This window comes from Providencia sp. PROV048 (assembly GCF_033688165.1).
GTDB classification, from domain to species: Bacteria; Pseudomonadota; Gammaproteobacteria; order Enterobacterales; family Enterobacteriaceae; genus Providencia; species Providencia hangzhouensis.
Genome location: NZ_CP096360.1, coordinates 2,247,172 through 2,262,598 on the forward strand (window position 1 = coordinate 2,247,172; position 15,427 = coordinate 2,262,598).

The window sequence follows — 15,427 nt, forward strand, 5'->3', positions numbered from 1 at the left end:
TATTATATTGAGTTTTTTATAACAAATAGCGCCTAAAATGCCCTCGTAAAACAAGATTAAATATAGATATACGGTTTAGACCTGTACAATTTTTTTATGGCGCTTGAGAAACAAGTATTAATGACTCGCTATGGGGGAGAATGCTATGCAATGGCAATGTTAGCAGCGGGTAAAATCGATATTTGTGTCGAATTCGCACTGGAACCTTATGATATTGTTCCATTAATCCCTATTATAGAACGTGCTATTGGCAAAGTGACTACATTAGATGGTTGCTGAGCTGAAATTGGTGGTACGGTTGTAGCAACAGGCTACCCAAACCTTCATGAACAAATTCTGGCTATCTTAATACAGGTAGTTAATTTTATCTTTTAAGAAGTATTATAAATGCAATCTACTCAACAAGTTAATAGTCATGTTTCCTTTATGCCTGCGAAAAAGGAACAAGTTTCTACTCGAATTATTTTTTTATTGCCGGTTTTGTTACCGCGGCCTGGGCAGCCATTGTTCCTTATGTCAAACTTAACACAGGGGCAAATGATGCCACCCTTGGCATGCTACTATTATGTTTCGGTGGAGGGGCACTTATTGCTATGCCAGTAACTGGTGCATTAGCTGCCAAATTTGGTTGCCGCCGTTTAATGGTGTTTTCTACCATCGCCTTTAGTTTGTTATTCCCCATTTTATCCTCTTTATCGCAAATTAACTTTATTATCATTGCCTTATTATTATTTGGAATTTTCATTGGCTTAACAGATTGCGCGATGAATGTTCAAGCGGTGATTGTTGAAAAATCATCTGATAAGCCAATTATGTCCGGCTTTCATGGTTTTTATAGTGTCGGGGGGATAGCTGGTGCAGGTACCATGAGTTTGATCTTGTTACTTGGTGTTTCCGCGACAATGGCATCAATCATCGTTTCAGTTATTGCCGTAGTTTTATTAGCTATTTGCTATAACGGTTTAATCCCTTACGCTAACGCCCCAACAGGCCCTCTTATCGCTATACCGAAAGGCATTGTTTTGGTTATTGGGGTTGTTTGTTTTGCCGTTTTTCTTGCTGAAGGTGCAGTTCTTGACTGGGGAGCTGTATTTTTAATTGAACACCATGGATTAGAAGAAACTTTAGGCGGCTTAGGGTTTGCTGCTTTTGCCACAACTATGACGATTGGCCGATTACTGGGCGACAAAATTGTTATGCGAGTCGGTTCCTCTCGCGTCGTATTTTTAGGTGCTTTACTCGCTTGCCTCGGTTTTGTTATTGCTGTTTTATCTCCTCATCTTATATTTGCCATCATGGGTTTTGCATTAGTCGGTGCAGGTTCATCTAATATAGTACCGGTGATGTTTTCTGCTGTAGGGAAGCAAAAAACGATGCCAGAGGCTCTTGCCGTACCTGCAATTTCAACTTTAGGCTATTTAGGTATTTTGGCAGGACCTGCAGCTATTGGTTTTGTTGCTTTTCAACTGTCCCTGGCAACTGCATTATTATTAATTTCTGCATTATTAGTTATTATTGCTTTTGTGACTCGTTTTATCCGTGTGTGATTTTTTGAATCTCATAAGGCTGCCCTTGCAGGTTCAGGTAAAATACTCTGCGCTGAAGATTATATTGATGATAAACCTGAACACAACGCGTTAGCTATCGCACAAAACGCCCTTACAACAATTAAAAATTCATTTATAGGTAGTAACACGCTAAATCTTGAAAACGCTTTCACAGGAATGCGACCTATGCCTAAAGATGAGATGTCAATTGTCGGAAAAGTTGCTGATTTCGAAGGTTTATATATTATCAGTATGCACGCTGCGATCACGCTAGCGCCTTTGATATGCCAATTGGCTCAAGATGAAATCTTGCATGGGATAGAACAAGCCGCATTAGGCCCATATCGATTAACTCGTTTTGTATCAGGTAACTGACAAATGAATATTCCGTTGTACTATTTAAGACATTATCAATCGATTGAAAAAACATTTTGGACATCTATTTGTGAACATAGTATCCAGATTGCACAACACACAATTTGCTATTTAACGCCCCTTAATTCGCCAGCGTTTAACTTCATTTATTTGCAGCCTGACTCAACCAGTCACGCCTTTATGCAGGCTCACAACCTGTTTGTTTCACAGAAGAAAAACCATACCTTAGTGATCCCCGAAGAGATGCTCCAGCAGGTGGTAACTGAGGCTGAGTCATTAGGGTATAAACGTGACAGTGTCACGACTGCAATGGCACTGACCTTAGTAAAGCAAAATGAAGTTGAACTGCCTGATAACCAAGTCGATATCGTCTTAGCCAATCACGATTTGTCTTTGTGGGCAAAGCCACTGGTTTCTGCGTTTTACCTGTCTGAAGAGCACGATCAGGTTATTCAGGAATATGTGCGTTATCATGAGGATGCATTACAACAAGGCGCCCCGCAGTTTCACCTTGTGTTACTCGTTAATGGTGAACCAGCGACCTCCATGACGGTGACGATCGAAGGTACGTTAGCGCGTTTTGATGATATTGGTACCGAGCCAAGTCATCAAGGTAATGGTTATGCTTCACAACTTATTGATTATGCGTTAGCATTTTGCCGCCAACAAGGTGTAGAACACTGTTTCCTAGATGCATCTGAAGCGGGATTTGATTTGTATAAAAAATTTGGATTTGAACCTCTCTTTCGCTATATCAATTATGTTTGGTGCAAATAATTTATAACCATAATGTTATTTGTAGAACTATCTGAAGTGGGATCATTGTTCACACGATGGTTCCAAGCTCAGTCATTCCAGATTAATCATAATGACAAAATTATCTAATATTTACATATGAAAATTAATATTATTGGCACTAGTGGTAGCGGTAAAAGTACCCTTTGCCAACAACTTTCGCTGTTGTTAAACGTCCCTTCTATCGAATTGGATAGCTTATATTGGTTAGCGAATTGGCAAGGTTCTTCGGATGATGCGCTTAACCAGAAACTCACCGCTGCATTAGATAAAGCGGTATCTGGATGGGTTCTTGATGGAAACTATACGCGAACCCAACCCATTAAATGGAAAGAGGTTGATATGGTGGTATGGCTGGATTACTCCTTACCAAGAACGCTTTATCAGTCGATTACGCGCACATTGTCGCGCATTCGTTCAGGACAAGAGTTGTGGGCAAATACAGGTAATAAAGAACGTTGGAAAAATGCTTTTTTCAGCCGTGATTCGATAATTCTGTGGCTATTAAAGACTTACTATCCAAATAAGAAAAGAAATCTAAGTCATATGGCAAATATCAACTTACGCCATATTCAGTTTGTTCGACTCACCTCACCAAAAGAAACAAACTTATTTTTACAACAAATGAAAGCTCAAGTTCAGGGTAAATAAACATCTCGGTAGCCATAAAAACTACCGAGATAGTATTTTTTCAGCAATTAAAGCTCATCACATGCCGTTTTCAACATCGCAGTTTGTTGGAATTTTTCAATTCCTAACTCAATCAAGCGGCTGATTAATTGCGGGTATGTCATACCCGCTTGTTGCCACAATTTGGGGTACATACTGATGTTCGTAAAGCCAGGCAATGTGTTGATTTCATTGATGACCACGTCGTTGTTTTCCGTTAAAAAAACATCCACACGGGACATTCCACTGCAATTTAATGCGCGATACGCGGATAAGGCAATCTCGCGTATTTTATCACTCACCGCAGCATCTAACTGTGCAGGAGCCACGACAGAGGCGCCATTTTCATCAATATACTTAGTGTGGTACGCATAGAAACTATCGTGTAATACGATTTCACCACAAGGGCTGGCAAGAGGTTCTTCATTACCCAGTACGGCGCATTCAATCTCACGCCCTTTTACTGCACTTTCAATAAGGACTTTCATATCAAATAAGAAAGCAAAGTCCAGTGCTGCGTAAAATTCTGATTCAGTGCTGACTTTACTGATCCCGACAGATGAACCTTGATTTGCTGGTTTAATAAAAAGTGGTAAACCTAATTGCGCCACGGTCGCTTCATATTCAGTTGTTGCGCGCTCATTTTTGAGCACTGTTATAAACGGAGCAATATTTAAGCCTGCATCTCTAAGTAATCTTTTGGTAACGTCTTTATCCATACAGGCAGAGGAACCTAAAACCCCCGGACCGACAAATGGTAAATTCGCCATGCGCAATAAACCTTGTAACGAGCCGTCTTCACCTAAGTTACCGTGAACAATAGGGAAAATAACATCGATTTGTGGCAATGGCTTAGCATCTTCTAACGAAATAAACTGTTCGCTTGTTTTACCTGGAACAAGTGCGATAGCTCGCTTAGGCGTATTCAACGCAATACGAGAGGGGTCATCACCATGCAATAAAAAATCAGATTCGTTATATTCATGCCATTGCCCTTCTTTATTAATCCCTAAAAGGCATACATCAAATTTATTGCGATCTAACCCATTGATAATATTTTTAGCAGACTGTAGTGAAACTTCATGTTCTGTTGATCGGCCACCAAAAATAACACCGACTCGTATTTTGCTCATTATTTGCTCCGACATAAAACACCAAACCTAGCCGAGAAATATAGCACGCAAAGAAAAGGTTATGGCATAAATTATTTATTTTTCATTAAGATTAGCTGGCTTTATGACCAAACCTTCTTTTTTTGATAGCTAATTATCTTTTATCTATCAGAGTTTCAATACTGATATTCACCTGTTCAATTAGCCACTGCGTAAAAATAGCCGCTGCACTGCCTTGCTCTACAGGTTTAGATGACAATAAATAATATGCTGAATTATCTTCAATAAAGTCATATGGCGCGGTTAATTGTTTCGATTTTACTTCATCTGCAACCATCAAAAATGACGCAAGCGCCGCCCCTTGCCCAGCCAAAGCCGCTTGTATACACAAATAAAAGTGTTCATATGTAATAGTTTTATTATTTTGAAGCGCTATTTCTTTTATATTTTGCCAAGTTTCCCATGCAGTTGGCCTAGATAGAGTTGACAGTAGCGTTATATGACTAAAGTTTTCTTTAAAATCAAGTTCAGGCCGAACCACGACGCCCATACATTCTGAGCACACTTTCACCGCGCAAAGGTTGTCATTCCATTTGAAATCATTACGCCTCAATGCTAAATCAACATTCGTTTTTGTGAAATCGATAACACCACCTGCCGCCACTAAATGCACTGTAATATGGGGATATTGTTGATAAAAATGTGTAAGCCGAGGAATTAACCACTTCATTGCGATTGTAGGTTCACAAGACAAACTAACAACATCAGGAAAGGTATTGTTTTTTATCTTTTCAACCCCCTCCTTAAGCTGTTCAAATATTGCACTAGTTGTTTGTAACAATATTCGTCCATTAGCCGTTAAAAAAACAGCACGGTTCCTTCGTTCGAATAGCTCAACACCAAGGTATTCTTCTAATAAACGAATTTGTCGGCTAATCGCACTATGAGTCACATTCAGCTCTTGAGCCGCTTGCACAAAGCTACCTGCTTTCGCAGCAGTGTCAAAAAAACGTAATGATGTTAACGGTGGTAGTTTCATATATAGGTAATAAAAACTGACAGATTTATGTCAGGATAAATCGCTTTTTAGTTTTATTCAATCTATTGATAATAAAAGCAATAAATGAACAAACAGTTTCAGAATAAATCTGTTTTTAGTCTGTTTTTATTACCTTTTAGGAAATTAATATGAATGAAATTATTGCAGTTGCAACTATTACCATTTTAGCCGTCATTAGTCCGGGGCCAGACTTTGCTATGGTAACTCGTAATAGTTATACCTATGGCATTAAAACAGGCTTACTGTGTGCGCTAGGTATTGCTATTGGTGTGCAGGTTCATGTGTTTTATACCATTTTTGGCATCACTTTGGTCATTATGAGTTCACCCGCATTATTCTTAATCGTTAAACTTATTGGGGTGTTTTACTTGGTATACATCGGATTTAAATCATTGACCAATAAAGTAAAAATATCCTCAGATAAAGCAGTATCAAAGCCATTATCGGCCCTAAACGCGTTTAAAAATGGTTTTCTGACAAATGCATTAAACCCAAAAACCATGTTTTTTGTGGTTTCTGTGTATAGCCAAGTTATCAGTACACAGAACTCAATTTGGCTAAATTTGAGTTATGGCCTATTTGTTTCTTTCACTCATTGGCTTTGGTTTAGTCTAATTGCTATTTTCTTTGCAACGCCGGCAGTCAGAAACAAAATTCTTAACTACCAATTTATTATGGACCGAACGATTGGAATCCTACTGATTTTATTGGGATTATCTCTACTATTCTTTAATATAAACTAACCCCACATTCACATTCATGGTAGTTATTTACCCTGCAACCGATAATATTCATTGACCACTTTCGCCAACTCAACAACATCGGTTGGAATATTAAGTTTGGCGAGTTGGTCAAATGGCACCCATTCAAATGGGGCAAAAGGCGGTTGTGATGAGGGCAATAACTCACATAAGTAAATCATATCAATATGCCAATGGTTCCCTTTCTTTTTATCCGCAATAAATTCTTTCAAGATAGCGATGGGCAACGGTAATACTTGTGTATGGGATGAATCCTGCACTTGCGATACAAAGGGGAAACCGCAACTGACCACTTGGCACTCTAATCCAGTTTCTTCAAGAACCTCTCGGAAAACAGCATGTTGTGGTTCTTCGTTTGCTTCAATATGGCCACCTGGCGGTAACCAAAAACCAAGTTTTTGATGTTCGTGTAATAAAAACTCACCATGCTCATTACGGATCATTGCTGTTGCCGTAAAATGTTTAACTTCCTCTCTCATCTCACCACATCCTTTTTTTATTTTGTTATTCTTACATTGAGTTTCTGGTGGTGAGCCTAACACCTTGTTGCCTTCCAGTCACGGTAACCATTTCAACTTACATGAGGCATTCAAAGCGCAGTCAGCGGAAAGAAATTATCATATGCTTAGCTGATGGCGATTGATTATTAACTCGGGGTGGTTAAATTGAAAAAAGAATTTGATTTTTATAAGCAACAAGCTATGAACTTTTAGAATGGGAAAAAATAAAAACCCATGAGATTTGTTATTGTTCATCATAAAGATGCGCAATAAATTGAACAAATTAGAGGAATAGCCAGCACATAGACCGGCTATTTCTGATAAAACCATTAAGCTGTTAGTGCCAGTTTTGCTCCAAACATCAAGAATACAGTACCAATACAGCTATTAGAGAACTTCGAAAGCTTTTTATTATGTTTAACCATATTCGTTACGGCAACAGCACCAAAAATCAGCAGTGATAAATAAATCATGCTACAAGTTTCTAAAATTAGGCCAAGTATGAAAAATGGCACACCTGCACTTGGGTAAGCTGGGTCAATAAATTGGATAAAAAATGAAACATAGAAAATAATCATCTTAGGATTTAGTAAACTTAAAAAAACGGCTTTTTTATAGGTGCCCTTGGTTTCTAAGATAATTGAATCAACATCACCTGTATTTTCTTTCTTATGCAATACGCTATACAGGGTTTTAATCCCTAAATAAAATAAATAAGCCGCCCCTGCGTATTTTATAACACTAAAAAAAATAGGTGATGTTTTTACTAAAGATGCAACGCCTAAAAATGATAGAAAAATGAGCACAGCATCTCCTGTAAAGACACCTAATGCGGCTTTATAACCATTTTTCACACCATATTTTGCACTGCTAGTTAAAACAAATAAAGAATTAGGGCCTGGTACCAATGTAATAAAAATAACACCGATAAGATAAGTCCATAAGTTTGTAATACCGAGATTTTCAAGCATAGGAAACCCGCTAACTCAATAAAAGTTATAACAAAAAATTCACATCATTTATTTATGACTATATGATACAGGCTTTACATTACTTATGAAAGATATCACCACATAATAATGTCAATATAAAATATAAATCCAAATAATATTGAAATACTAGACAAACAACAATGAATGAAGATCAAAAAACAGAATAACAACCCAAAACAAGAACCTTAGTTAGAAGCTAACTATAAACAGCCAATCAAGTAGTTGCAAATGCTAGAATAGATAATTAAATTAGCATTTAATTTTACAGAATAAATAAAAGTAGTAGTAGTGATTTGATTAAGGTTTCGCGTTATAACATAAAAGTTCGTGCTATTTAAAAGTAAAATTGGATCAAGCCAGTATAAAACTAAAATAGCCCATTACTAATATTTCATCTCTTTAAAATCAATCAAGTTATATAAGTGTTCAAAATTACAATAAGGTTAGCTTAAATGGTGTCACAACAAAGTAATCAATGGCAAAAAGCAATAATGGCAGGCGCTGTTCATACCGCTCCTCTTAATCTTGCTGTTATTCCTTGGGGAGTTTTAGCAGGTTCAATGGCGGTCGAAACTGGTCTCGATTTCTGGCAAAGCGTAGCGATGTCCGCGATGGTATTTGCAGGTGCGGCACAATTAGTCACTCTTGGGTTGCTTAACTCGGGTGCTGGCTATATCACGATTGTTATTTCTATTTTTTTTATCACTTCCCAGCATTTACTTTATGGACTGACATTACGCCCCCAAGTTAAAGACTTTACAACTCCTCAGCGCCTTAGTATCGGTTTCTTATTAACAGATGAATTATTTGCGATTAGCGCTGCTAAACGTCAGAGTTTAAGCTTTCCTTATTTGTTTGGTGCGGGGTTTAGTTTTTATCTCGTTTGGTTAATTACTAGTCTTTGTGGGATTGCAATGGCCAATATTGTAGGCGATTTGAGCCGCTTACATCTCGACTTTTCTGTCGTGGCAACTTTGCTTGCAATCGTCGTTCCATTAACAAAAAAAATAAGTACGTTGTGTGGCGTGATCTTTTCACTCGTCGTCGCTATCGTACTTTCAATGTACTCCTTCAGTAGTGCTATTGTTATCGCAGGTGTGGGTGGGATGTTTGTTTCGGTAGCCGTTTCACGTTTATTGAAGGAGGAAAAATGATTTGGCTTTTAATTATTACCTTAACAGCGGTTGTTTTTACTCTACGTTATATTTTTCTAATACCACAGTTGCCAATACGCCTTCCTCTTGTGGTTCGTCAAGCACTAGGGTATTCAGCACCTTGTTTATTAACCGCAATTTGTGCCCCTGTTATCCTATTAGAAAACCATGAATTGCGATCCTTCCCTGATAATCCTTATTTATGGGGGGCGCTATTCTGTGTCATCGTGGCTTCTGTATTAAAAAACATGCTGCTAACTGTCGGCCTTACCTTAGTATTTTTCTATTCTCTTATTTATTTTATCGGTTAACTTATTATTTAAGATAAAGCATCGTTCAGCGCTTTGCTTTATCTTGGTTAATCCCTCATAATATATCCCTCTCAAAATACATTCCTTTTCAATTTCACCCTGTCATTGATTGTCATAGTGAATACTTTATTGGCCTTACTCAATAAATAGCCAATTAACCTTTATAGATAATGGATAATACAATACCATGCTTAATAATTATGTTTTACGCAGCGTTCGCTATATGTTGGACTTAAGCGACGCCCAAATGGTTAAAATCGTAAAACTCGCAGATTTGGCTGTCACAAAAGAAGAAATGGTGGCTTGGTTAAAAAAAGATAATGAACCTGAATATGTTGAATGTAACGATAATGTAATGGGTCATTTTCTAAATGGCTTAATCTATCACCGCCGTGGTAAAGATGAAAACCACCCCGCTCCCGAAGTCGATAGCCGACTTAATAACAATATTATGCTCAAAAAATTACGCGTGGCTTTTGAATTAAAAGATACGGATATGATTGAAATTTATCAGCTTGTTGATTTTCGTGTATCCAAGCCTGAGCTTAACGCAGTTTTCCGTAAACCTGGGCATAAAAACTATCGCGAATGTGGAGACCAATTACTGCGTTACTTCCTAAAAGGCCTGACAATTCGCCTACGTGGTGATAAATAACCGTTATTTTTGTTTGTTTTTTATTCATTAATTTTGCATTCTCCTGACATTTGTCTATAATAGAAGTGACAAATGTCAGGAGGTTCAAATGAGAAACTATATCCCCATAACCCCACTTCAACCGACTGCTTCATCCTTTAAACCACTGTGGCGCCATGTAGGGTTACCCGCAGAACGTGGTATTGAGTTAACTCATTTCTTGCGTCAAGGCCTATCTGTCTCTGTCTTAGACAATATCCAAGAATGGTCAGGAATGAGCAAAACTGAATTATTGCGAATATCCGGCATTAATGAGCGCAATATTGCTCGACGCAAAAATGCTGGCCAGCCCCTTAATGCTGATGAAAGTGAGAGAATTGCTCGTCTAGTGCGGGTATTCGATGCTGCGGTGCGTTTATTTAATGGAGATAAGCACGCGGCAAGTGATTGGCTTAACCACCCAGTTAAAGGGTTAGGACATTTACGCCCTATTGAGCTTATTGCGACAGAAAGCGGAGCCATTGAAGTGATTGATTTGATTGGCCGTATTGAACATGGCGTATTCTCATGATTTTATATCGATTGGTTAAATCCAATTTTGCGCATGATGCATGGTCGGGCCAAGGAGCTATGCTCTACGGCGGGCGTTGGAATCATAAAGGGACTCCTGCTGTTTATACTTCAACGAGTATTTCATTAGCGACCCTTGAAATACTCGTTCACATCAATCAAGACAGACTATTGAGCCAGTTCAGCTTACTATCCATAGATATCAATGATAAGTACGTGATGAAATTGTCGTTAGATCACCTTCCGACAGATTGGCAACAAGACCCCGCACCAACCTCCACCATGGATATTGGCACTATATGGCTTAATAACCAAGATAGTCTAGCATTATTAATTCCCTCTTGTATTGTTCCCTATGAATACAACGCAATTATTAACCCGTTACATCCGCAATTTCAAAAAGTTTTACATACCGTTAAACCACTAGATTTTAGTGTTGACCCGCGCTTAGCATAATTAGATATTTGCTAATAAATACTGTAAAAAAGCATCTATTTTCGGTGATAATGCACTACGGCTCGCATAAACCGCGCGAAGTTCTATAGGCGCTGGCGATACTTCATCGAATGCTATCCGCACTAATTTCTTCTGTTTAATCTGTTCTTCGCATGCATCTAACGCCAAAATAGCATAACCTACCCCATTCACTGCAGCAGCATGAGCCAAAATACCACTATTCACTCGGTAACTGCTGTCAATTATCACTTTTTTCTGTAAGCCAGATGAATCAATAAATATCCACGGTTGCCCCTGTAATGCACTCAAGCTCGAAATGCACGGCATATTGGCTAAGTCAGAGTATGAACACGGTTTTCCTACTTTTTCAATTAATTGGGGTGATGCAACCACAACGCTTTGCCATGATTTGATCAGACGTGAGTGATAGCTACTGTCTTCAAGATGACCACGATGAAAAGTGAGTAACAAATCAATATCATCACTAATAACATCTTGAGGTATTAATTGTGTATCACAGTGAATATTCAATTGTGGGTGAGATAATGCAAACTTCGCTAATAAATCTGCTAATAATAAACTACCGGATTCACTGGGAATAGTTAGCCTTAACGTGCCTGTAATTTGTTGTGGATGACATATTTGCACTACAACTTGCTCTAATTCACTGACTAGTTTTTGGCTTTGTTCAAATAAAATATTTCCTGTTTCCGTTAGCCGCATTTGCCGGGTTGTACGTTCAATTAACTGGCTGTTAAGTTGTTGTTCCAACTGTTTAATATAACGACTCACATTCGATGTTGGCATTGAAAGTAACTTTGCCGCATTGACAAAATTTCCTTGTGTCGCGACGGCAATAAACACTTTCAATAAATTCAGGTCAACAGCCATTTCTAATTCCTATAGTTCACGCGCTATTAACTTGCACTAATAGCATTAGCAGTAACCAAAATCCATTATTTTTTGATACCGCTGTGCCAGTAATACGTCTATGTCTAATTGAGTTAGCTCATTTAAATCAGTGAGTAACTGTTGTTTTAATTGTTGTGCAGCTAACTGATAGTCGCAGTGAGCCCCACCCAAAGGCTCAGAAATAATGGTATCGATAATACCTAACTCTTTTAACCGTGGAGCGGTCATTCCCATTACTTCCGCTGCAATTTGTGCCTTCTGGGAATCTTTCCATAAAATAGAGGCGCAACCTTCTGGAGATATCGCCGCATAAGTACTGTATTCCAACATATTAATACGATCCCCCACACCAATCCCTAATGCACCACCAGAACAACCTTCACCTGTAATGACACAAATAATAGGGGCTTTTAAATGAGACATTTCTATAATATTGCGTGCAATAGCTTCTGCTTGCCCGCGCTCTTCAGCACCAACACCGGGGTAAGCCCCAGCAGAATCAATAAATACCATCACTGGTAAGTGGAAACGTTCCGCCATTTTCATTAAACGAAGTGCTTTACGGTAGCCTTCTGGCGATGGCATCCCAAAATTACGCATAACTTTCTCTTTTGTTGTCCGCCCTTTTTGTTGCCCAAGCACCATAACCGGCCTACCATCTAAACGAGCAAGGCCTCCCACCAGCGCTTTGTCATCAGCAAAAGCTCTGTCACCCGCTAATTCCTGAAACTCAGTAAATATTAATGGAATATAATCAAGGGGATAAGGCCTTAATGGGTGTCTCGCTAATTGGACAATCTCCCATGCCCCAAGCGATGCAAATATGGTTTTCGTAAGCGAATGACTCTTTTTTCTCAAGAGCTGGATTTCTTCTTCTAATTTAATCTCTGATGGATGTCCTTTTTGCTTGAAGGCAATAAGCGCTTCAATTTTGTCATTGAGTTCAACGATAGGTTTCTCAAATGCAAGAAAATGATTAGTCATAACGTTCCTAAAATGGTAACAGCAATCTTAGGAGTGTAATCAGAGAATCAATCCCATTCTATGCTTAAAAATAGGATTGATTGCTATCAATAATGGGATAATGTTTTAACGCTGACTTTTCTTTAGCGAATTTGATTTTAAGCTGTTTTCCATAATCTTTTGAAAATTAGGGCATAAAAAGTGATTTTCTTCAGGACAATTCGCAATATGCAAAATACCCTTTTTTAAGGCTAGTAACCCCTGTATGGTTTGCTCAATTTCTTCTGCTTTTTCAAGTAGGCTCGCACGTTCAATATTAGGGCCATCCTTATGGTTGAGCATGCTAGCAATTTCATCGAGTGAAAATTTAGCTTCTTGCCCCAATGCAATTAAAGACAAACGGGTTATTACGTCTTTCCCGTGATAAACCCGTTTTAACCCTTTACGCCCTATCGGCTTAATCAGCCCTCTCTCTTCATAATAACGTAGGGTTGATGCTGCTAAACCTGATAATTGGCTAACTTGAGAAATATCTAACTCATCAGACATGAAATACTAACCCGCTATAATACTCGCTAATCAGGCTAATTGTTGGCGCAGTAACACCGTAATCGTGCCATTCATAAAAATTTCACGGTCAACAACGTAACCTAACTTTTCAGCCACACGTAAAGAAGCTAAGTTCCTCGGTTCAATAAAACAAATAGATTGCCGATACTTATTTTCTTTCGTCAACCAAGACAATGCAGCCTGCATAGCCTCTGTTGCATAGCCTTTTCCTTGATATTCAGGTACAATGACCCAACCCGCTTCTGGAATGCCTTTAACATGGGGTTCGACCATACGATGAAAATCTGCGAACCCTAAATCACCAATATATTGACCACTCGCTTTTTCACGGACAGCCCAATAGCCAAAGCCTAATAATGGCCATAACCCACCATAAGCTAACATTCTCATCCATGATTCGCGCTCACTAGAAGGAATCCCCCCAATGTAACGAACCATCGACTCAGTCGCCCATAGCTTCGCAAGTGCAGGGAAATCACTTACTTGGTGTTTATTTAATATCAGTCTATCTGTTTCAAGTTCAGGTATTACAGCCATTGATTGCTTCTCCTTGCTATCTAAATGGGGGTTCATCGAACGTTCTTAATTTCCTTGAATGCAATTTATCCCCTTCTTTCCTCAATAAATCAATAGCACGAATACCTATTTGCAAATGTTCTGAGATTGCACCTTCATAAAAACTGTTTGCTTGACCGGGCAATTTAATTTCACCATGCAGAGGCTTATCAGAAACACATAACAGCGTGCCATAAGGAACCCTGAAGCGATACCCCTGAGCTGCAATTGTGGCACTTTCCATATCCACGGCAACTGCACGGCTTAAACTGAAACGGCGAGCTGTTGCAAAAAAACGTAATTCCCAATTTCTGTCATCTGTTGTAACAACGGTTCCAGTTCGTAGACGTTGTTTTACCAATTCCCCAGGCATATTGCTAACTTGTTTTGTAGCGTCATATAGCGCACGCTGGACTTCCGCAATACTTGGGATAGGAATATCTGGCGGTAATACATCATCAAGAATATGGTCATCACGCAAATAAGCATGGGCCAAAACATAATCGCCAATTTTTTGGCTTTCTCTTAACCCACCACAATGGCCAATCATCAACCAAGCATGTGGTCGTAAAACGGCTAAATGATCGCAAATATTCTTTGCATTTGAAGGCCCAACACCGATATTCACTAAAGTAATTCCTGCTCCATCTCTAGCGATTAGATGATATGCAGGCATTTGAAATTTTTTCCATGTTAAATCAGAAGTCGCAATTTGTGGATCTGCATTCTCAGCGGTTAAATAATTATGCCCAACACAAGATAATGCAATATAACGACTTTCAGGGTCACGTACCTGTTCACATGCCCAATTCACAAACTCATCGACATAACGGTTATAATTGGTGAATAGAATATACGGTTGAACGTGTTCAGGTAGGGTTCCTGTATAATGCTTTAATCGCGCTAATGAAAAATCCACACGTAATGCATCAAAATGAGACAGCGGCATTTCATCCGTAGCAGTGTTCAAACCATCTGTAATATCATCACTGATATGAGATAAATCGGTTATCGGAAAATGTGCAGCTAAATTACTGCTCATACTCCTATCTAATGCTAAATCTGAACCATCAATGACAAAAGGATAAGGAATTTCAATTTTTGAAGGGCGAACGGAAAAAGTGACATCATAATCCTGTTGTAGGATAGATAATTGCTCAACTAAATAAGCACGGAATAGTTCTGGCTGAGTCACCGTAATGGTGTAATCACCTCGTTTAACAAAACGTGCATAAGCACGGGTTTTTTCACAATGATCAACTTTGCCTTCCCATGTAACACACAGTTCGGGATAAGCAAATAACCCATTTTCCCTTTCTGTAATATCGGGTATGCGGTCTTCTTTTACATAAATAGCGATAGCATCTCTTAATGAATCAATCGCATTGCTATATAACAACGAAAGTTTATCTAAAACATCTTCAATAGATAAGTTTTCATATTTCTGGCATTTTTCCAAAGACACACACAACTCCTTATCATCAGATAAAA

18 protein-coding genes and 2 pseudogenes are annotated in these 15,427 nt (G+C 38.6%); 11 read left to right on the forward strand and 9 right to left on the reverse strand.

Annotated features, from left to right (window positions below; genetic code table 11):
* Positions 1–108 precede the first annotated feature (108 nt).
* The 5 genes and pseudogenes from M1F26_RS09800 to M1F26_RS09820 form a co-directional block, all read left to right on the forward strand.
* Positions 109–375 (forward strand): annotated as a pseudogene (locus M1F26_RS09800) (inositol monophosphatase family protein); the annotation flags it as partial.
* 12 nt (positions 376–387) lie between these two features.
* Positions 388–1,547: pseudogene (locus M1F26_RS09805) on the forward strand (MFS transporter).
* Between the two features lie 186 nt (positions 1,548–1,733).
* Complete coding sequence (locus M1F26_RS09810; RefSeq protein ID WP_227528759.1) at positions 1,734–1,922, forward strand: FAD-binding oxidoreductase; 189 nt, start codon at positions 1,734–1,736, stop codon at positions 1,920–1,922.
* A gap of 3 nt (positions 1,923–1,925) precedes the next feature.
* Positions 1,926–2,699, forward strand: a complete 774-nt coding sequence (locus M1F26_RS09815; protein ID WP_112307091.1) for a GNAT family N-acetyltransferase — start codon at positions 1,926–1,928, stop codon at positions 2,697–2,699.
* A 117-nt stretch (positions 2,700–2,816) separates the two neighbouring features.
* Positions 2,817–3,368: a hypothetical protein gene (locus M1F26_RS09820; RefSeq protein ID WP_004254476.1), complete on the forward strand. Its 552-nt coding sequence runs from the start codon at positions 2,817–2,819 to the stop codon at positions 3,366–3,368.
* Between the two features lie 47 nt (positions 3,369–3,415).
* Here the strand turns inward: M1F26_RS09820 and ddlA are convergent, their stop codons facing one another.
* Both ddlA and M1F26_RS09830 read right to left on the reverse strand, forming a co-directional pair.
* On the reverse strand, positions 3,416–4,519 hold the full coding sequence (ddlA, locus tag M1F26_RS09825) for a D-alanine--D-alanine ligase (protein ID WP_036957745.1): 1,104 nt from the start codon (positions 4,517–4,519) through the stop codon (positions 3,416–3,418).
* 133 nt (positions 4,520–4,652) lie between these two features.
* Positions 4,653–5,537 carry a LysR substrate-binding domain-containing protein gene (locus M1F26_RS09830; protein WP_140172476.1) on the reverse strand — a complete coding sequence of 295 codons (885 nt, stop codon included), beginning with the start codon at positions 5,535–5,537 and terminating at the stop codon, positions 4,653–4,655.
* A gap of 149 nt (positions 5,538–5,686) precedes the next feature.
* Between M1F26_RS09830 and M1F26_RS09835 the strand changes: the two genes are divergently transcribed.
* Positions 5,687–6,301 carry a LysE family translocator gene (locus M1F26_RS09835; RefSeq protein WP_140172475.1) on the forward strand — a complete coding sequence of 205 codons (615 nt, stop codon included), beginning with the start codon at positions 5,687–5,689 and terminating at the stop codon, positions 6,299–6,301.
* A 23-nt stretch (positions 6,302–6,324) separates the two neighbouring features.
* Here the strand turns inward: M1F26_RS09835 and M1F26_RS09840 are convergent, their stop codons facing one another.
* On the reverse strand, positions 6,325–6,798 hold the full coding sequence (locus M1F26_RS09840; RefSeq protein ID WP_096863737.1) for an NUDIX hydrolase: 474 nt from the start codon (positions 6,796–6,798) through the stop codon (positions 6,325–6,327).
* A 350-nt stretch (positions 6,799–7,148) separates the two neighbouring features.
* A complete protein-coding gene (gene leuE, locus M1F26_RS09845; RefSeq protein ID WP_140172473.1) occupies positions 7,149–7,790 on the reverse strand; it encodes a leucine efflux protein LeuE in 642 nt (213 codons plus the stop codon).
* 473 nt (positions 7,791–8,263) lie between these two features.
* On the opposite strand from leuE, the gene M1F26_RS09850 reads away from it, so the two are divergent.
* The 5 genes from M1F26_RS09850 to M1F26_RS09870 all read left to right on the forward strand — a co-directional run bounded on the left by M1F26_RS09850 (position 8,264) and on the right by M1F26_RS09870 (position 10,936).
* Entirely contained in the window at positions 8,264–8,965 is a 702-nt protein-coding gene (locus M1F26_RS09850) for an AzlC family ABC transporter permease (RefSeq protein WP_140172472.1), read from the forward strand.
* A complete protein-coding gene (locus M1F26_RS09855) occupies positions 8,962–9,276 on the forward strand; it encodes an AzlD domain-containing protein (protein ID WP_004254498.1) in 315 nt (104 codons plus the stop codon). Before M1F26_RS09850 ends, M1F26_RS09855 begins: the two co-directional genes overlap by 4 nt.
* 187 nt (positions 9,277–9,463) lie before the next feature.
* Entirely contained in the window at positions 9,464–9,931 is a 468-nt protein-coding gene (locus M1F26_RS09860; RefSeq protein WP_036957750.1) for a DUF1456 family protein, read from the forward strand.
* 88 nt (positions 9,932–10,019) lie between these two features.
* Complete coding sequence (locus M1F26_RS09865; RefSeq protein WP_140172471.1) at positions 10,020–10,481, forward strand: antitoxin Xre-like helix-turn-helix domain-containing protein; 462 nt, start codon at positions 10,020–10,022, stop codon at positions 10,479–10,481.
* Positions 10,478–10,936, forward strand: a complete 459-nt coding sequence (locus tag M1F26_RS09870) for an RES family NAD+ phosphorylase (RefSeq protein ID WP_140172470.1) — start codon at positions 10,478–10,480, stop codon at positions 10,934–10,936. The genes M1F26_RS09865 and M1F26_RS09870 overlap by 4 nt, the downstream gene beginning before the upstream one ends.
* Here the strand turns inward: M1F26_RS09870 and M1F26_RS09875 are convergent, their stop codons facing one another.
* From M1F26_RS09875 to M1F26_RS09895, 5 genes are all read right to left on the reverse strand, one after another.
* Complete coding sequence (locus M1F26_RS09875; protein WP_094960598.1) at positions 10,937–11,827, reverse strand: LysR family transcriptional regulator; 891 nt, start codon at positions 11,825–11,827, stop codon at positions 10,937–10,939.
* Positions 11,828–11,872: 45 nt separating this feature from the next.
* Positions 11,873–12,832: an acetyl-CoA carboxylase carboxyl transferase subunit alpha gene (gene accA / locus M1F26_RS09880; RefSeq protein WP_140172469.1), complete on the reverse strand. Its 960-nt coding sequence runs from the start codon at positions 12,830–12,832 to the stop codon at positions 11,873–11,875.
* Between the two features lie 105 nt (positions 12,833–12,937).
* Positions 12,938–13,360, reverse strand: coding sequence for a helix-turn-helix domain-containing protein (locus M1F26_RS09885; protein WP_094960600.1), 423 nt, complete (start codon positions 13,358–13,360; stop codon positions 12,938–12,940).
* 30 nt (positions 13,361–13,390) lie between these two features.
* The gene (locus M1F26_RS09890; protein WP_140172468.1) at positions 13,391–13,954 is read right to left on the reverse strand and encodes a GNAT family N-acetyltransferase; all 564 of its coding nucleotides are present in this window, start codon (positions 13,952–13,954) and stop codon (positions 13,391–13,393) included.
* Positions 13,935–15,395, reverse strand: a complete 1,461-nt coding sequence (locus tag M1F26_RS09895) for an AMP nucleosidase (RefSeq protein ID WP_410482053.1) — start codon at positions 15,393–15,395, stop codon at positions 13,935–13,937. Before M1F26_RS09895 ends, M1F26_RS09890 begins: the two co-directional genes overlap by 20 nt.
* Between the last annotated feature and the right edge of the window lie 32 nt (positions 15,396–15,427).